The sequence below is a fragment of the Arthrobacter sp. NPDC092385 genome (assembly GCF_044755105.1).
Taxonomy (GTDB): domain Bacteria; phylum Actinomycetota; class Actinomycetes; order Actinomycetales; family Micrococcaceae; genus Arthrobacter_D.
In genome coordinates, this window is record NZ_JBIVQL010000003.1 from 140,203 (window position 1) to 158,153 (window position 17,951).

Sequence of the window (17,951 nt, forward strand, 5' to 3'; positions counted from 1 at the left end):
CGACACCTCTTTACCCTTGGACGACATGGGGTCCATCATCCGGTCCGCCGGCATGCGCGGCTTCCGCGACGTCGTCGAACAGTTCGGCGGCGACGCCGAGGCGCTCGCGGCGCAGTACCGTGTGCCCATAGAAGCCATCGACAGCGACGACATCCTGGTGTCCGACATCGCGATGGCCAAGCTCCTCGAGGGTGCGGCGCGAGACCTGCCCTGCCCGGACCTCGGCCTGCGCATCTCGGCGTACCAGGACATCGGCATCCTCGGGCCGCTCGCCGTCGCCGTGCAGAACTCGCCCACGGTCGGCGCAGCCCTGGAGTGCGCGTCCCAGTTCCTCTTCCTCCACAGCCCGGTGCTGCGCTTCACCATCGTGCCGGACCCCGAGGGCAGGCCCGGGGACGTCGGCCTCTGCTACGGATCCTCCGAGGGCCCTCCGCCCCGACAGGCCACCGACGCGATCCTCGCCTTCGCACACCGCATGATCCGCTTCCTGGTGGACGGGCCGTACGGGCTGCACTCGGTCCACCTCTCGCACCTGCCGAAGGCGCCGGCCGCGCGGTACACGGAGTTCTTCGGTGCGGACGTCCGCTTCGGGCAGGCCGCATCGCTGCTGCGCGTGCCCCGGAGCCTCCTCGACCGACCGCTGGCGGGAGTGGACGCCACGCTGCGGGAGATCGCCCTCGACTACCTCCACAGCCACTTCCCGGAACCCGGCCGCGTCGTCGCGCCGCAGGTCCGCAACGCCATCGACCGCATGCTCGGCACCTCGCCGCCGCGCATCGACTCCGCGGCGCGGCTCCTCGGCATGCACGCCCGGACGATGCAGCGACGGCTCGCCGCGGAGAGCACCACCTTCGAGGCACTGCTCGACGACGCCCGGCGGGACGCGGCGCTCCGCCTGCTGACCCGCACCGACCTGCCTCTGCAGCAGGTGGCGGGGCTCGTGGGGCTGTCCGAGCAGTCGGCACTCACGCGGTGCGTGCGCCGATGGTGCGGGACGACGCCCCGTGCGGTCCGGGCGCTCGGCCAGGTCAGGGCCGGGTGAGCTTGTCGGGGTTGCGGACGAGGTAGACGCCGGTGATCCGGCTCCGGTCGTCCAGGGCGATGGCCAGGGTCAGTTCCAGCCGGGCCCCTGCATGGATCAGCACGCCCGGGCCGCCATTGAGGGTGCCGATGTCCACCCGCATCTGCGGAACCGGCGTCCGGGCGACCCTCAGGAGGAAGGCCGCGATGGGTTCGGCTCCGATGATCGGCTTGCGTGCGGCCACGACCTTGCCGCCGCCGTCGGAGAGCAGCACCGCATCGGGGGCCAGTCCGTCGATCAGTGCCCGGAGGTCCCCGGTGGCGAGGGCGGCCAGGAAGGCCTCGAGTACTTCGGCACTGCGCTGGGGGGTCGTCGCGACGTGGTGTGCGGCGTTGATGCGGGTGCGGGCCCGGTGCGCGATCTGGCGTACCGCTGTCGGGGTCTTGCCCATGGCATCGGCGACGACGTCGTAGGGCAGGGTGAAGACGTCGTGGAGCATGAAGACCGCCCGTTGCTCGGGGGTGGCCTGCTGCAGCACGACGGACAGCGCGTAGCTGAGTTGCTCCTTGAGGAGGAGCTGGTGCTCCGGGCCGTCGTCGTCGGTCACCAACGGCTCGGGCAGCCACGGCCCCGGGTAGTCCTCCCGGCGTCGGCTCGCGGCCCGCACCGCGTTCAGGGCGACGCGCGTGGCCGCCGTGGCGAGGTACGCGCGCGGATCGCGGACGGTGGACGCATCGACGGCGGCCCAGCGCAGGTAGGTCTCCTGGACGATGTCCTCGGCGTCGGCCCGGGAGCCGATGATCTCGTAGGCGATGGTGAAGACGAGGGGCCGGTGGGCCGTGAACAGCTCGTCCTGTTCCGTTCTGGAGGTCACGGCCTCAGTGTACGGACACCGCGGGTCCGGACGGCCACGTGAAGGACCCCGGGGTGCGGGCCTCCCCGGCCAGCCAGGCCACGGTCATCCGGCATACCCGCTCCTTGGCCCAGCCGCCGGCCCGCCCGGTCAGCGCCCAGCGCCGGGCGGTGTCATCGGGATGCACCACCTGGACGTGCCCCTGCCCTGACCCGAGGTCCAGGCACTGCAGCAGATAGCCGATATCGATGGCGGCGGGCGTCGTACCGGCCAGGCGGGCGAGCACGGTGTCGGCGGCGTGGGCTCCCAGGGGAAGGGCGGTCGCGCACGAGGCCCGCAGGTGCGCCCCGGCCGGGCCCTGCACGGCGACGGCATCCCCGGCACCGACGACACGCTCGTGCCCGGGCACCGTGAGGGTCGCGTCCACCGTCAGCCGGCCGTCCGCCCCGACGGGCAGGCCGCTGTCGGCGGCCAGGGCAGGTACGGCGAACCCGGCCGTCCAGACCGTCGTGCGAGCCGCGGGTCGGACCGCTTCGTGCCCGATGTCCCCGAGCCCGGTTCCTTCGTGCCCGGTTCCTTCGTGCCCGGTGATGCTTCCGGTGACCGGGTTTACGGCTCCCGCCTCCACCGCGATGCCGAGACGCCGCAGGCGCCCGGCGATCGTCGGGCGCGCGGTCAGCGGATGCGCCGGGCCGGAGGGGGCCACGATCGTGATCCCGAGGTCCGGCCGGGCAACAGCGAGAGCACATGCCAGCTCCACCCCGGTCGGTCCCGCACCCGCGACCGTCAGTGCTGATCCTGTCGGCAGGTCCGCCACTGCTCTCCGCGTGGCCTCCGCGGCGTCGGGGTTCGTGATCGACAGCAGTGCTGTCGATCGCTCGCCGCTGCCCACCGCATACACCAGCCAGTCGAAGTGGAGCGGATCCTGCTGTTCGAGGGCGACCAGCCGTTGTGCCGGGTCGATCCTGACCGCCCGGGCTCGCAGGTGCCGCACGCGCGGGTGCAGCACGTCCGCCCAGTCCACGGCCGCCGAGTCCCGTGCCCCGGCGGCGAGCGCGTGCAGCCGGATCCGCTGGGTGAACGCCGCTCCAGGATCCACCAGCGTCACCTCCACCGGCGACGCGCTCCTGCTCCTGCTCCCGGCGAGGCGATTGGCCGCCATGACCCCCGCGTACCCGCCACCGACGACCACTACCCGCACCGATCCAGCCATCATGCTCTCCTCCTCGAAACGTCCTGACACCATCAAGACACCGCCCGAGGGGGAAGTGTGACACTCCGCCCGGTCAGGTCCGAGCCGGCTGACCTCCGGCCGACCTCCGGCCGACCTCCCGCCGGTCGACGGCGGTCGACAGCGGTCGACCTACACTGGCAGGCAGGACTCGAGCGCAGGAAAGGGGAGCGGTGGCGGGGATCACCAGCACCGACGTGGCCCGCGAGAGCGGCGTCTCGCGCACCACCGTCAGCTACGTGCTGACCGGCCGGGACGGCGTGAACATCTCCGAGGAGACCCGCAGGCGTGTGCGCGAGACAGCAGCGCGGCTGGGGTACGCGCCGTCGGCCGCGGCCCGTGCCCTGCGCACCGGCCGCAGCGACCTGGTGCTGTGTATCCTGCCCGACTGGCCCGTCGGGCCCGTGATCGAGACGCTGCTGGACGAGCTCGCCGACGGGCTGTCGGGCCGAGGGCTGTCGGTCCTCGTGCATCACGGGCGGCGGACGCGTCCGCTCGCCGAGCTGTGGCGGGCCGTGACCCCGCGGGCGGTGATCGGGTTCGCCCCCTTCGCGGACGAGGACCTGCTCATGATGCGGCAGGCCGGGATCCAGGTGCTCGGCACCCTCGGCGAGGAGGATCAGCCCGACCCGGCCCTCCCGTCCCAGAGCCAGCTCGCCGTCGGCGCCCTGCAGGCCCGGCGACTCGCTGCGCGCGGTGTCCGGCGCCTCGGCTACGCGTGGCCCGCGGATGCCCGGCTCGAGGTCTTCGCGCGCGACCGCCTGCTGGGCGTCGAGCGTGCCTGTGCCGACCTCGGCCTCCCGGATCCGGTGGTGCGTCCCGTCGCGCTCGACGCTCCGACCGCCGCGGGAGCCGGGCGGTCCTGGCGGGAGCACGGGGTCACGGGCGTCGCCGCCTACAACGACGACGTCGCGCTCGCCGTCCTCGCGGGACTGCGCGCCGAGGGGCTGTCCTGCCCGGAGGACGTCGCTGTAGTGGGGGTCGACGACGTCCCCGCGGCGGCTCTCGCAGCGCCTCCTCTCACGACGGTGTCGCAGTCGATCGAGGTGCAGGCCCGCTATCTCGCCGCCCTCGTCCTCGCGGACCTCGACGGCACGAAGGAGAAGCCCGAGCATCCCGGCCACGGATTGCGGCTCGTTGAGCGGGAGTCGGCCTGACGGGAGATCCGCAGCGCCGACGCGAGGAGGGCCGGAGCTTGCGAACTGCTCCGGCCCTCCTGTCACTGCGGGTCCGGTACTGGTCTATTGCCCAGCCCTTGCTACGGCGCGGGGTACCGCACCACGTAGCTCGGCGTCCCGGTATTGGCATTGCTGACCGGGGCTCCCGTGTCGTTCACGACGTGGTCGATCGTGCCCGCACCCAGGTTCACGGTCAGAAGGTGGTTGAGCACCACGCCGGGGGTTTCCGGCACCTCGAAGCCGCGGGTGGCGTGGATGCTCGGGTCCACGTTGGTGAAGATGTAGGAGCCTCCTCCCCACAGGGTGTGGTCCTTGACGCCGTCGGCCACCTTGTAGCCGGCCCAGCCGAGGACGCCGTCGTGCTGCCAGGCGGCCTGGTTCGGGGCGTCGTACGGCAGCTCGTTCTGGAAGAAGACCGTGCGGCCCCTCTCGCCGTTCCAGATGACGTTGTACTCCTGGTAGTGCTCCACGAAGAGGCCGGTCGCGGTGACGTCGTCGCCGTTGACGATCACGCCGTTGCGTCCGGTGCTGACGTCCCAGCCGAAGGCGCCCTCGTTGCCGTGGTCGGCGCGCCACACCCAGGTGTGGTCGATCAGCACGTTGTCGCTATTGACCTCCAGGCTGACGTCGGCCCTGCCCACGTGCGGGCCGCCGATCCGGAAGTAGACGTCGCTCAGCGTCGTCGGGTTCGCGGGGTCGTTGTGCTTCGCGCCGTTGTTGCCGTTCTTCGTTCCTACCTGCAGCAGGACGGGGGAGTTCACGGTGCCGCCGTCGATCGTGACGCCGGCGATGACGACGCCGGGCACGTCGGCGACGCGCATCGGCGTGGCCCCGTTCACAGCGGTGAGGGTGGCGTGGCCGAGGCCGAGGACCACGGTGTCCGCCCGCTTCACCGCGATGGTCTGCGCGATGTCGTAGACGCCCGGGGTGAGGAGGAGGTGCTTGCCGCGGGCGAGTGCGTTGTTGATCGCCTGGACGGAATCGCCCGGGCGTGCCACGAAGAACTCGGACAGCGGGACGGTGCGCCCGGCCGTCAGGCCGTCACCCCACGAGATACCGCGCGAATCGGTCTGCGCGGCGGGCACGCGCACGCTGTAGGTGCCGGAGGCGTCGGCGAAGAGGTAGGGCTTCTCGCGACTGACCAGGGTGCGGTCGAGGGTGGTGTACGGGGGAGTGGGGAAGGAGCTGTCCGCGGGGGCGCCCTCGGTGCCCGAGAAGACGGCGTTCCAGACGCCGTTGGACCAGCTGCCGATCTCCGCGTTGCGGGTGAACCACTGCTGCTGGGACCCGTTGACGATGTCGCCGGCCTTCGAATCGGCGAGATAGCCGCCGCTCGCGTACTGGGGGCCTGCGGTGCAGTAGTCCATCAGCGAGAGCGTGCCGCCCGTGACGTTGACGCGCCGCAGCGACACGGCCTGGGACACGGCCCAGAAGTTCGCCGTCGCCCGGCAGTCGTCCTGGCCTGCACCGTTGACCTCGAGGGTGAGGTTGGAGAGCGTGCGCCAGAAGTTGTTGAGCGCGATGCAGTTGGCCGTGCCGTTGTCCTCGAGGCAGCGGTTGTAGACCTCGATCTTGCCGTTGATGGTGACGTCCGACGGGGAGGCCCCGAGGCCCGCGACCTCCGTGTAGTAGCCGACCTTGAACTGCAGGGGCTCGGCGTCCGTGCCGTAGGTGCCGGGCAGGAAGAGCAGGGCTTCGCGCTCCGTGCCCATCTCGTTGTCGATCTGCCGCGCGTTGACGGCGTCGACAGCCGCCTGGATCTCGCTGACGGGCATGCCGGGATCGAAGATGGTGACGTTGGGGCCGAGATCCGGCATCGGGGGCGGTGCCTTCTTCGTGGCGACCGGCGCCGTGCGCGAGGAATCCACGGGCGGTGCTGCGACGGCCGATGCTCCCGTGCCGGCAGCCAGGAGTGCCGTCACTCCGATCGCTGCTGCCAGCCGGGTGCGCCCGGTCCTGGTGGGGTGGGGGATTGTCATGCTGAACGGTTCCTCTCCGTCGAGGTGGTCCTACTCTGGTGATGGCGGCTGGTGAATCGTGTCACTAGTCCGTTCAGGAAGTACATCCCCGGAGCAGGACGAAGTCAAGGAGTGGAGGACGTCGGAGGGAATTCCTTGATGGGCTCCGGTGCCGGTGATAGAGCTTGGGGGAGCGCCGCCGGTATGGCCCGGCAGCCAGGCCCGCACCCGACCCGAGGAGACACCATGGCAACGCCCGACGACGAAGAGCGCACCCTCAGCGAGTGGAGCCGGACCCTGGCCCAGGCGCTGCAGATCCTGGACCTCGAGGTGGACCACCCGAGGATCGTCGAACTGGCCGAGCGGTCCTCCGGACTCGTGTCGCCGCACGCAGGCGCCATCAGCGCGTTCCTGGTGGGCTATGCGGCGGGCACCGTCACCACGGACGGCCGGGAGGAGACGAGCGCCGCGGTCGAGAAGGCCGTGAAGACCGTCCTGACCGTCATCCACAAGGACGAGGAGACGCAGGAGGAGAAGGGCTGGACGGGGTCGGCGCAGTAGCTCCGCAGTCCTAGGCCACCACCGGCATCCGCGTCCGCGCCTGCCGGAGGCGCACGAGCGTCCAGGCCAGCACGACGACGATCAGCACGGCTGCGGCCAGGCCGAGGCCCGAGTAGCCCAGCAGCACGAGGGCCGGGCCGGCGAGGGCGCCGCCCGTGGCCCCGGCGAGGTTCATGACGAGGTCCGACGAGCCCTGGACCGGTGCGCGCTCGGCGACCTCGACGGCGCCCGCGAGCAGGGCTGATGCGCACACGATGCAGGCGGACCAGCCGAGGCCCAGCAGGACCAGGCTCACCGTCACCCACACCTCCGACCCGGAACCCTGCCAGGCGGTGAGCAGTGCCGCGAGCAGGAGCACCTGTCCGCAGAGGACGCCCTCGGTCTTGCCGGCCCTGTCGGCGATCCAGCCGAAGACGGGGGACAGTGCATACATTCCGGCCACGTGCAGGCTGATGGTCAGTCCGACCACCGCGAGCCCTGCCCCGTGGTCGTGCAGGTGCACCGGCGTCATGGCCATGAGGGAGACCATGGCGGCGTGGCTCGCCGCGATGGTGACGACGGCGAAGCGGGCCCTGGGATTGCGGGCAAGGATGGCGAGCCCACGCCGCCTCTGCGGCGGAACGCCGTCGTCCGTGCGGGCGGCGGCCTGGTGCCGCAGGGCGGTCAGCAGGGGATCGGGGCGCAGCCCGAGTGCGTACACGGCCGCGGCAGCGGCCTGGGCCGCCGCGGAGAAGACGAATCCGCCGCTGAGCGGCGGGATGCCGAGCACGCCCGCCACGGCCTGGCCCGGTTCGAAGAGATTGGGGCCGAGGACGGCGCCGATGGTGGTGGACCAGACCACGACGGCGAGGCTCCGCCCGCGCGTCTCCTCGGTGGCGAGGTCCGTCGCGGCGAAACGGGCCTGCAGTCCCGTGGCCGAGCCGGCGCCGAGCAGCACCAGGGCTACGAGCAGGAGCGGGAAGAGCGCGAGCGAGGCCGCAGTGATGGCGAGCAGCGCACCCAGGCCGGCGACGACGGCGCCGGTACTCAGCGAGATGCGGCGCCCGCTGCGCTGGGCGAGCGTGGCGAGGGGGACGGCTGCGGCCGCCGCGCCGAGCGTGGCCATGGTCGCGGCCATCCCTGACCATGCGCTCGAACCCGATGTTTCGGCTGCGAGCAGGGCTCCCAGCGACAGCGTGGCGCCGGCGCCGACTCCACCGAGGATCTGGGCGACGACGAGGATCCGGATGACCCGGCGCTGCTGGTCCTGCTGCTGGTCCTGCTGCTGATCCATCGGCCCCGCCCTCGTGCTCGCTGTGACCGGAGCAGTCTACAAGCGGGGCGGGGCGGCCGGAGGCCTAGGCGTTCGAGGCCTCCGCTTCCTTCGCCGGTACGCCGGTGCCGGCGACGGGGAAGCCGTCCGGCTCGGCGTCGGGCATCTGCGCGCTCGCTTCGGCGTCGTGCTTCGAGGGCGGCGTGTGCGTGCTCGGCTCGAACCGGACGATGATCTGCTTGGAGGTCGGCGTGTTGCTGCCCTGCGCCACGTGCTCGAGGGGCACCAGGACGTTCGCCTCGGGATAGTACGAGGCGGCGCACCCGCGCGCCGTGGGGTACGAGACCACGCGGTAGGCGCGGAGCACGCGCTGCACGCCGTCGTCGTACACGCCGTGGATGTCCACGTTCTGGCCGTCCTTCAGGCCCAGTTCGGCGATGTCCTCCGGGTTGATGAACACCACGTGCCGGCCCCCCTTGATGCCGCGGTAGCGATCGTTGTTGCCGTAGATGGTGGTGTTCCACTGATCGTGGGCCCGCAGCGACTGGAGGATCAGCGTGCCCTCGGGGCGCTCGAGGTACTCGAGGTCGTTGACCGTGAGGACGGCCTTGCCCGTGGGGGTGTTGAAGGTGCGCGAGTCGCGCGGGCCGTTGGCCAGGATGAAACCGCCGTCCTGCCGGATCTTCCGGTTGTAGTCCTCGCAGCCCTCGACCACGCGCGAGATGTGCTCGCGGATGAGGTCGTAGTCCTTCTCGAACCCCTCCCAGTCGGCGTCGATCTTCCCGTCGATCGTGGCGCGGGCGAGCCGGCTGATGATCGCCGGCTCGGAGAGCAGGTTCTCGGAGACGGGTTCCACGCTGCCCCACGAGGGGTGCACGGCGCACACGGTGTCCTCCACGGAGACGAACTGCACGCCGGTGGCCTGGCGGTCGATCTCCGTGCGGCCCCTGCACGGCAGGATCAGCGCCTCCTTGCCCGTCACGAGGTGCGAGCGGTTCAGCTTGATCGAGATCTGCACCGTCATGTCGGTGTTCTCGAACGCCTTCTCCGCCACCTGGGTGTCCGAGATGGCCGCGACCAGGTTGCCACCGAGGGCGACCATGACCTTGACCTTGCCGTCCCGCATGCGCCGGATCGATTCGACGGCGTCCGCGCCGTGCTCGCGCGGGGGTTCGAACCCGAACTCCTTGCCGAGAGCGTCCATGAAGGTGGGCGGCATCTGCTCCCAGATGCCCATTGTGCGGTCCCCCTGGACGTTGCTGTGGCCGCGGATCGGGGACGCGCCTGCACCCTTCTTGCCCATGTTGCCGCGCAGCAGCAGGAGGTTGATCATCTCCTTGATCGTCGCGACACCCTTCTTCTGCTGCGTGATGCCCATCGCCCACGTGATGATGACCTTGTCCGCGGCGATGTACCGCGCGGCGAGCTCATCGATCTCCTCCGTGCGGAGTCCCGTGGCTTCGAGGACGGTGGCCTCGTCGAGCTCGAGCAGGTACTCCCGCAGTTCGTCGAGGCCCTCGCAGTGCTCCTCGAGGAACGCGTGGTCCAGCACCGTGCCCGGGTTCTTCGCTTCGGCCTCGAACACGCGCTTGGACACCGCCTGCAGGAGGGCCATGTCCCCGCCGAGCCGGACCTGGAGGTACTGGTCCGCGATCTCGGTGCCCTTGCCGAGAACACCGCGGACCAGTTGTGGGTTCTTGTAGCGCTTGAGGGACGCTTCGGGGAGGGGGTTGACGGCGACGATCTGCCCGCCGTTGCGCTTGCAGGCCTCGAGCTCGGTGAGCATGCGGGGGTGGTTGGTGCCCGGGTTCTGGCCCATGACCATGATCAGGTCCGCGTCGGCGTAGTCGTCGAACGTGACGGTCGCCTTGCCGATGCCGATCGTCTGGCCCATGGCCCAGCCGGAGGACTCGTGGCACATGTTGGAGCAGTCCGGCAGGTTGTTGGTGCCGTAGCCGCGGGCGAACAGCTGGTAGAGGAACGCCGCCTCGTTGGAGGTGCGGCCGCTGGTGTAGAACGCGGCCTCATCCGGCGAGTCAAGGCTCTTGAGCTTGTTCCCCACGATCTCGAAGGCCTCGTCCCAGCTCACGGGCCGGTAGTGGTCCTCACCGGCGGGCTTGTACACGGGCTCCACGAGCCGGCCCTGCATGCCCAGCCAGTAGTCGGAGTGCGTGCGCAGGTGGCTGATGGAGTTCTCGGCCCAGAAGTCGGACGAGATCACCACCGGCGCCGCCTCCCAGGTGACGGCCTTCGCCCCGTTCTCGCAGAACTCGAAGGTCTTGCGCTTGTGCGGGTCCGGCCAGGCGCAGCTCGGGCAGTCGAAGCCGTCCTTGTGGTTCATCTTGAGGACGGTCTTCAGTGTCCGCTCCACGCCCATGTGCTCGATCGCAGGCTTCATGGAGTGGTACACGCCGGGGATCCCTGCCGCCCATTCCTTCGGCCGCTTCTCGACCTTGAGGTCCTTCTCGTCGGCTTCTTCTACACGGGGTTCCTTGCGCGTCATGATGAACGTCCTCTTCCGCGGCCCGGGGTGGGCACTCCTCGACAGGTGATCCAACTGCCCTTGTGTATCAGGCCTAGCAGGGCTGCGGGCGTGACCGCAAGCATTCCGTGGCCCGTACTCCTCCGCTTGACGGCAAATCGCGCCGCCGTGCGGTGAGTGGCAGATCGAAGGCTGTGGAGTATGCGGAAGAGTGCGGCGGGGGTCCAGCGGTGCGAGCACGGAGGAGGGGGTTGGGGAACGACGTCGTAGGCGGGTTTATTTAGTTGACCTAACGAAACGGCAGGAGTACAGTTACTTAGAGCAACGAAGTATACGAGGCCAGGAGTTTTTGATGTCAGTAGCGCAGCACACCGCTGCAGAGCTGGTGCACAACATCTTCGACCTGCAGCGCGCCCTGCGGGGAGTCACCGCCGCGGGCATGAAGTACTCGGAGCTGGGGCCGGCACACACCGGCGTCCTCTTCTTCATCGGAGAGGGCGGGCCCATGCGTGCCTCTGCGCTCGCGGCCAGGCTCGGCATCGGACCGTCGGCCCTCAGCCGGCAGCTGGCCGACCTCGAGCAGTACGGCTTCGTGATCCGCACGCCTGACCCGCTCGACGGGCGGGCCTGCCTGCTCTCGCTCTCGGCGCAGGGGCAGACGTACCTGGCGGAGACCTACGAGCGCAGGGCCGAGACGCTGCGGGAGATCCTCTCCGACTGGACCGAGAGCGAGGCCGAGGCGGCGTCGTCGTCGGTCCAGCAGCTCACCGCCGCCCTGCGCTCCGCCGCCTCGCCCCCGAACGGGGCACCATCCGGAACACCACGCACCACCGCACACCGCACGGGCAACGACGGCCGTCACCACCTGGACCCCGCGTCCGAGATCCCGAAGGAAGAACGCTGATGGCCACCCATTCCACCGCGTCGACGACAGTCGATGCGCCCACGCCGCACGCGGCCGCGGCACCCCACCGGCCGGCCGCCGAGCCCATGAGCCACAAGCAGATCCTGCAGGCGCTCACGGGCCTGCTCGCCGGTCTGTTCACGGCGATCCTGAGCAGCACCATCGTGGCGAACGCCCTGCCCACGATCATGAGCGACCTCAACGGCTCCCAGACGGACTTCGCGTGGGTCATCACCGCAGCGCTGCTCGCGAATGCCGCGACCACCCCCATCTGGGGGAAGTTCTCGGACCTGTTCGACAAGAAGATGCTGGTGCAGGTCAGCATCGTGATCTTCGTGGCCGGTTCGGTCCTCGCGGGCTTCGCGCAGACCATCCCGCTGCTGCTCACGGCGCGCGTCATCCAGGGTGTCGCCATGGGTGGCCTGACCGCGCTGGCCCAGGCCATCATCGGCACCATCATCGCTCCGCGCGAGCGTGGCCGGTATTCCGGCTACATGGGCGGCGTCATGGCCGTCGCGACGGCGGGCGGTCCGCTCCTCGGCGGTTTCATCGTGGACTCACCCCTCGGGTGGCGCTGGACGTTCTTCGTCTGCGTCCCGCTCGCCATCATCGCCCTGGTTCTGCTGCAGGTCACCCTCAAGCTCCCCGACACGCGCCGCAAGGCCCGCATCGACTGGCTCGGGTCCATCCTGCTGACCGCGGGCGTGAGCCTGCTCCTCATCTGGGTCTCCTTCGCCGGCAAGGAGGGCTACTACGAGTGGTTCTCCCGCGAGAGCGCCCTGATGGTCGGCGGCAGCGTGATCCTGCTGGCACTCCTCCTCGTGGTCGAGGCCAAGGTGGCCGAGCCCATGATCCCGCTCAAGATCATCTCCGAGCGGACCACGGCCCTGGCCATCATTGCCTCGATCGCCGTCGGTATCGCACTGTTCGCCAGTTCGAGCTACCTCGGCCAGTACTACCAGGTGGCCCGGGGCGCCACGCCCACCGAGGCGGGCCTGCTCACGCTGCCGATGATCGCCGGCAACCTGCTCGGCTCCATCGGCGCCGGCCAGCTCGTCACCAAGTACGGCAAGTGGAAGCGGTACCTGATCGCGGGTGCCCTGTTCCTCATCGCCGGCCTCGGCCTCGCCGGGACCATCGACCACCTGACCGAGCTCTGGCTCGTCGGCATCTACACCTTCGTCTTCGGCCTGGGCCTCGGCCTGATGCTGCAGAACCTCGTCCTCGCCGTCCAGAACACCGTGGCCGTCAAGGACATCGGTTCGGCCAGCGCCTCCGTCGCGTTCTTCCGTTCGCTGGGCGGTGCCGCGGGCGTCGCCGTCCTCGGTGCCATCCTCGGCACGCAGGTGGAGGACAAGACCACCGAGGGGCTCGCCGCTGCGGGTGTCCCCACCACGGGCGGCGCGGCCGGCGGGTCCCTCGACCTCGTCGACCTCCCCACTCCGATCGCCGACATCGTTCGGGCCGCCTACGGCGACAGCACAGCCATGATCTTCCTGATCACGGCGGTCATCGCGGTCATCGGCCTCGCCTGTGTCCTGTTCATCAAGGAGACCCCGCTGCGCCGGACGGTCGACTTCGCCCAGGCCGCTCCCGCCGGTCCGGCCGCCTCTCTGTCGCCCGCGGCAACGGGGGCCACGCCCGCCGTCGCCGGCGCACAGTCGGGTGCCCAGTCGGGTTCACCGTCGGCTTCGCAGTCGGGCTCGCAGCCCGGCGCCGGTCGCGGGCGGGACGGCGACACGCAGGCCCTGAAGGCGTCCGACGTCGTCGCGGTGCAGCCCTCCCACGGCCGGCACAGCGCCGGTCCGGTCGAGATCCGCAAGGCCGACCTCGACCGCGCCGCACAGGAGCTGTCAGCGCTGGACGCCGATGTGCGGGACCGCGCTGGAGCGGACAGCTAGGCAGATCCCTCAGTGAGCAGGCCATCGGGAGTTCCCGGTGGCCTGCTCGCGTTGCGGGGTATGTTCCCGCATTCCACAAACCCCTTGTCCATCGGCGGAATGTGACGTAGCGTACTGCCCAGTGGTCGTCGAAACGTTTAGACGACCACGACGGCGGAGGACCACCTCGGGCCGTGATCCCGCAGACATCGGAGTCGGCATGGCCAATATCCACGACGTAGCACGCGTCGCAGGTGTGTCCATCAGTACGGTCTCCTATGCCCTGAGCGGCAAGCGTCCGATCGGGGAGAAGACCCGCCTGCGGATCGACGAGGCCGTGCGGCAACTCGACTACATGCCGAACGCGGCCGGCCGCATGCTCGCCGGGACGCGGACCCGCATCTTCGCCCTGACCGCCCCGCTGAGGAGTGATACCTACGCACCCGCGCACATGGCGTTCGTCCTGGCGGTCGCGACGGCGGCGCGGAAGTACGACTACGACGTCCTGCTCCTGACCGAGGACGAGGCCACCGACGGGCTCCGCCGGGTCTCCTCGAGCAGGCTCGTGGACGGCATCATCGTGCTGGACGTCTCCGTCCAGGACGAGCGTGCGGAGCTCGTGCGCTCGCTCGGTGTTCCTGCCGCACTCATCGGGGTGCCGGGCGACGCCGAAGGCCTCGTGTGCGTGGACCTCGACTTCGAGGCCGCGGCGGCACTCGCGGTCGACCGGCTCGTCGACGCAGGCCATGCCTCGATCGCACTGCTCGGGCACCCGGAGGTGGTCTACGAGCGAGGCTCGAACTTCCCGATGCGCTTTCGCGACGGCTTCCTCCGCCGCGCGGCGGAGCGGGGGGTCGCGGCGTCGTTCTCGATGGTGGAGAAGGACCCCGCGCAGGTGCGCGCTGCCCTGGCACGCGTCCTCGACGCCGCCCCGGCGCCCACCGGCCTCGTCGTGCATGCGGAGGAGGGTGTCCATAAGGTCATCCTCGAGGCGGTTGCAGCTCGCGGGCTGTCCGTCCCGCAGGACCTCTCGGTGATCGCCGGAGTACCGACGTTCGACACCTCCTCGTTCACGCCGCCCCTCGATGCCATCCCGCTCATCCCCGCGGATTCCTGCACCCGTGCCGTGGAGTTGGCGGTCCAGCAGCTCGATTCGACCGTCGAACCCCGTATCGAACTCATTCCACCCAAATACCACGACCACGGTTCGGTCGCGGCACCCAGCCCGGGCACGTAGCGCCGGCTCTCCATCCACCGACCAGTTCCACCCCGGCGACGGCAATCCATTGCCCCTCGTCGAAACGTTTCGATTACCGCAGGCCGTCACGCGACGACCGACGAACACTACAAGGGAGTAGGCATGAACAAGAGCAGATTGATCCTGGGGGCGGCTTTCACCGCCGCTGCACTCGCCCTGTCGGGATGCTCCGGCTCGGACTCCGGTTCGGGTGGCGAAGGCGGCCAGGGCGACACCCTCAAGCTCTGGCACTTCGAGAGTGAGACGAGCGCCATGGGCATCGCCTGGACCGAGGCCATCAAGGTCTTCGAGGAGGAGACGGGTGCAACCGTCGAGTTCGAGGAGCGCAGCTTCGAGCAGATCCGTTCGACGGCGAGCCAGGTGCTGAACTCGGACGAGGCGCCCGACCTCCTCGAGTACAACAAAGGCAATGCCACGGCCGGACTGCTGTCCAGCCAGGGCCTGCTGAGCAACCTCGACGACGCCGTGGAGGAGTACGGCTGGGACGACAAGCTGGCGCCGTCCCTGCAGACGACTGCGAAGTACGACGAACAGGGCATCATGGGCTCGGGCAGCTGGTTCGGCGTCCCGAACTACGGCGAGTTCGTCGAGGTGTACTACAACAAGGACATGTTCGCGGCCGCGGGCCTCGAGGTGCCCACCACGCTCGACGAGTTCGAGGACGTGATGCAGGCGTTCACCGACCAGGGCGTCACCCCCATGGCGGAGTCCGCGGCGGAGTACCCGCTCGGCCAGCTCTGGTACCAGCTCGCGCTGACGCAGGCCGACCGCGAGTGGGTCGAGGACTACCAGCTGTACAAGAACCCGGTGGACTGGCAGGGCGAGGAAGTGTCCTTCGCCACCGAGACGGTCAAGGACTGGACGGACAAGGGCTACATCTCCACCAACGCCACGGGCTCGACGGCGGAGGACGCCGGAACCGCGTTCATCAACGGCACGAACCCGATCTTCTTCTCGGGCAGCTGGTGGCACAACCGGTTCACCACCGAGGCGACGGGCTTCGAGTGGGGCACGTTCCTCTTCCCCGAGGCCGAACTCGCGCCAGGGTCCGCCGGCAACATGTGGGCGGTGCCGGAGAAGGCCGCCAACAAGGAACTCGCCTACAAGTTCATCGACATCACGATGCGCCCCGAGATCCAGAACCTGATCGGCAACAACGGCGGCGTCCCCGTCGCCGCCGATCCTGCGGACATCACCGATGAGAAGAGCTCGGAGCTCATCGCGAACTTCAACCAGCTCACCGAGAAGGACGGGATCGCCTTCTACCCGGACTGGCCCACGCCCACCTTCTACGACGAGCTGAACGCGGGCCTCCAGGAGCTCCTGAACGGCACCGTCTCGCCGGAGGAGTTCCAGGAGCAGGTCGGCGAGCAGTACCAGAGCGGCGTCGACGACATCGTCGGCTAGTTCCCCGCATCCGTCCGTGCCGCCGGTATCCCCTCCGGACCGGCGGCACGGACGGCATCCCCTGCCTGTCCCCGCACTCGGAAGGTGCAAGCCCATGGCGATCGCAACCCGGTCGAAGGAGCGCGCCCAGCGCGCCAGCGCCACCCCCAGTCTCATCCCCGGCTCCCGCAGCAGTTCCTTCTGGTTCTACCTGCTGCCCGGCCTCGCCCTGCTCATGCTCATCATCGTGGTCCCGCTGCTGTGGAACGTCTACCTGACCTTCACCTCGTACCGCGGTATCCGCCCACCGGAGTTCATCGGCCTGGAGAACTGGGTCGAGCTCTTCGGAGACACCACGTTCTGGACCTCGTTCCGCAACTCCGTGGCCATGATCGTCGCGATGGTGGTGGTGCCCACGCTGCTGGGCCTCGTCCTCGCCGCGATGCTGTTCGACCTGATCGGCCGGAAGTTCGGCGGCCGCATGGCGAGCTTCCTCCGCGCCACCTACTACCTGCCGCAGATCCTGCCCGGTGTCATCGCGGCCATCGTGATCGGCTGGATCCTCCGGCCCGAGAACGGCGCTCTCAACCAGGTGCTCGCCGCCGTCGGACTGGGCAACCTCCAGAGCAACTGGCTGGGGAGCCCGGAGACGGCCCTGCCCAGCATCATGGTGATCATGGTCTGGGTGCAGCTGGGCTATCCCGTGGTCATCTTCATGGCGGCGCTGCAGCGCGTGGACCCGGAGCTGTACGAGGCCGCGGAGCTCGACGGTGCCAACTGGTTCCAGCGCTTCCGTGCCATCACGGTCAGCATCATCCGGCCCGAGATCTTCGTGGTCACCCTCACGTGCGCCATCGCGGCGCTCAAGGTCTTCGGTCCCATCTACGCGCTGACCGGTGGCGGACCCGGCACCTCGACGATCGTCCCCGCGTACTACGCCTACAGCGAGTTCTTCCAGTCCCAGCAGGTGGGCTACGGCGCGACCATCGCCACCGCGCTGACGGTGGTCATCGCCGTCGTCAGCATCATCTTCGTCCTCGTGCAGACGAGGCTCGAGCGCAGCGAGGAGGCACGCTGATGGCCATCACCGAGACCACGGCCGAGAAGACCGCACGTGATGCGGTCCAGGAACCGCCCCGGCAACGACGGCGCAGCGGGCGGGCACGCAAGACCGCCGGGGACTGGGTGATCCTTGCGGTGGCCGTGCTGATCGGGCTGCTCATCGCGGTCCCGTTCCTGCTCATCCTCGCCAACTCGTTCAAGTCGCCCACGGACTACGCCTCGGGCGGGCCGCTCTCCCTTCCGTCGGCGCTCTACTTCGACGGGATCACCGCCTTCTGGGAGCGCGTCGACTTCCCGCGCAAGCTCTGGAACAGCTTCTTCATCAGTTCCGTGGTGGCCGTGCTCGCCGTCGGGATCTCGATGTTCAACGCCTTCGCCCTCGGCATCGGGCGCGTGCGCGGCCGGACCTGGCTGGTGCTGCTGATCCTGCTCGCCAACATGCTGCCGCAGGAGGTGCTGCTGTACCCGCTGTACTTCATGTTCCGGCAGGTGGGCCTCTACGACAGCGTGTGGGCCGTGATCATCATCTTCACCGTCATCCAGAGCGCCTTCGGGACCTATCTCCTGGCCTCGGTATACGGCACGTTCCCGAAGGAACTGCTGGAGGCGGCGTCGCTCGACGGCGCGAGCCGCTGGCAGATCCTGTGGCGCGTGATCTTCCCGATCTCGCGGCCCACGTTGAGCGTGCTGCTCATCTTCTTCTTCATCTGGACGTGGAACGAGTTCCTGATCCCGCTGACGTTCCTCGTGGGCAACGACAACCAGACAGTCCCCGTGGCCATCACGGTCCTGCAGGGCGATCGCCTCATGGATGTCACCACCACCAGCGCCTCCGCCCTCCTCGGGCTCCTCCCCACCCTCATCTTCTTCCTCATCTTCCAGCGCACCCTCACCCGGGGCATCACGGCAGGAGCAGTCAAGTAAC

14 protein-coding genes are annotated in these 17,951 nt (G+C 69.5%); 9 read left to right on the top strand and 5 right to left on the bottom strand.

Going from position 1 to position 17,951, the window contains the following annotated elements:
• The first annotated feature begins 25 nt into the window (after positions 1 to 25).
• The gene (locus ACIQCY_RS05705; RefSeq protein ID WP_400482922.1) at positions 26 to 1,042 is read left to right on the top strand and encodes an AraC family transcriptional regulator; all 1,017 of its coding nucleotides are present in this window, start codon (positions 26 to 28) and stop codon (positions 1,040 to 1,042) included.
• Here the strand turns inward: ACIQCY_RS05705 and sigJ are convergent.
• Both sigJ and ACIQCY_RS05715 read right to left on the bottom strand, forming a co-directional pair.
• On the bottom strand, positions 1,029 to 1,895 hold the full coding sequence (gene sigJ, locus ACIQCY_RS05710; RefSeq protein ID WP_400482923.1) for an RNA polymerase sigma factor SigJ: 867 nt from the start codon (positions 1,893 to 1,895) through the stop codon (positions 1,029 to 1,031). The genes ACIQCY_RS05705 and sigJ overlap by 14 nt on opposite strands.
• Before the next feature lie 4 nt (positions 1,896 to 1,899).
• Positions 1,900 to 3,090 (bottom strand): NAD(P)/FAD-dependent oxidoreductase, encoded by a 1,191-nt coding sequence (locus ACIQCY_RS05715; RefSeq protein ID WP_400482924.1) that lies wholly within the window; start codon positions 3,088 to 3,090, stop codon positions 1,900 to 1,902.
• A gap of 188 nt (positions 3,091 to 3,278) precedes the next feature.
• On the opposite strand from ACIQCY_RS05715, the gene ACIQCY_RS05720 reads away from it, so the two are divergent.
• Complete coding sequence (locus ACIQCY_RS05720) at positions 3,279 to 4,262, top strand: LacI family DNA-binding transcriptional regulator (RefSeq protein ID WP_400482925.1); 984 nt, start codon at positions 3,279 to 3,281, stop codon at positions 4,260 to 4,262.
• Positions 4,263 to 4,363: 101 nt separating this feature from the next.
• On the opposite strand, the gene ACIQCY_RS05725 is transcribed toward ACIQCY_RS05720, so the two are convergent.
• Positions 4,364 to 6,262 carry an adenylyl cyclase gene (locus tag ACIQCY_RS05725; protein ID WP_400482926.1) on the bottom strand — a complete coding sequence of 633 codons (1,899 nt, stop codon included), beginning with the start codon at positions 6,260 to 6,262 and terminating at the stop codon, positions 4,364 to 4,366.
• A 225-nt stretch (positions 6,263 to 6,487) separates the two neighbouring features.
• Here ACIQCY_RS05725 and ACIQCY_RS05730 point away from each other — a divergent pair, with 225 nt between their 5' ends.
• Complete coding sequence (locus ACIQCY_RS05730; RefSeq protein ID WP_400482927.1) at positions 6,488 to 6,802, top strand: DUF6457 domain-containing protein; 315 nt, start codon at positions 6,488 to 6,490, stop codon at positions 6,800 to 6,802.
• Between the two features lie 10 nt (positions 6,803 to 6,812).
• Here ACIQCY_RS05730 and ACIQCY_RS05735 read toward each other — a convergent pair whose 3' ends face one another.
• Positions 6,813 to 8,075: an MFS transporter gene (locus ACIQCY_RS05735; RefSeq protein ID WP_400482928.1), complete on the bottom strand. Its 1,263-nt coding sequence runs from the start codon at positions 8,073 to 8,075 to the stop codon at positions 6,813 to 6,815.
• 64 nt (positions 8,076 to 8,139) lie between these two features.
• Positions 8,140 to 10,557, bottom strand: a complete 2,418-nt coding sequence (locus ACIQCY_RS05740) for an FdhF/YdeP family oxidoreductase (RefSeq protein WP_400482929.1) — start codon at positions 10,555 to 10,557, stop codon at positions 8,140 to 8,142.
• A gap of 331 nt (positions 10,558 to 10,888) precedes the next feature.
• On the opposite strand from ACIQCY_RS05740, the gene ACIQCY_RS05745 reads away from it, so the two are divergent.
• The 6 genes from ACIQCY_RS05745 (at position 10,889) to ACIQCY_RS05770 (ending at position 17,950) form a co-directional block, all read left to right on the top strand.
• Positions 10,889 to 11,440, top strand: a complete 552-nt coding sequence (locus ACIQCY_RS05745; protein WP_400482930.1) for a MarR family winged helix-turn-helix transcriptional regulator — start codon at positions 10,889 to 10,891, stop codon at positions 11,438 to 11,440.
• A complete protein-coding gene (locus tag ACIQCY_RS05750; RefSeq protein WP_400482931.1) occupies positions 11,440 to 13,341 on the top strand; it encodes an MFS transporter in 1,902 nt (633 codons plus the stop codon). The genes ACIQCY_RS05745 and ACIQCY_RS05750 overlap by 1 nt, the downstream gene beginning before the upstream one ends.
• A gap of 199 nt (positions 13,342 to 13,540) precedes the next feature.
• Positions 13,541 to 14,557, top strand: coding sequence for a LacI family DNA-binding transcriptional regulator (locus ACIQCY_RS05755; RefSeq protein WP_400482932.1), 1,017 nt, complete (start codon positions 13,541 to 13,543; stop codon positions 14,555 to 14,557).
• A 123-nt stretch (positions 14,558 to 14,680) separates the two neighbouring features.
• On the top strand, positions 14,681 to 15,985 hold the full coding sequence (locus ACIQCY_RS05760; protein WP_400482933.1) for an ABC transporter substrate-binding protein: 1,305 nt from the start codon (positions 14,681 to 14,683) through the stop codon (positions 15,983 to 15,985).
• A 94-nt stretch (positions 15,986 to 16,079) separates the two neighbouring features.
• On the top strand, positions 16,080 to 17,042 hold the full coding sequence (locus ACIQCY_RS05765) for a carbohydrate ABC transporter permease (RefSeq protein ID WP_400482934.1): 963 nt from the start codon (positions 16,080 to 16,082) through the stop codon (positions 17,040 to 17,042).
• A complete protein-coding gene (locus ACIQCY_RS05770) occupies positions 17,042 to 17,950 on the top strand; it encodes a carbohydrate ABC transporter permease (protein ID WP_400482935.1) in 909 nt (302 codons plus the stop codon). The genes ACIQCY_RS05765 and ACIQCY_RS05770 overlap by 1 nt, the downstream gene beginning before the upstream one ends.
• Position 17,951 lies beyond the last annotated feature (1 nt).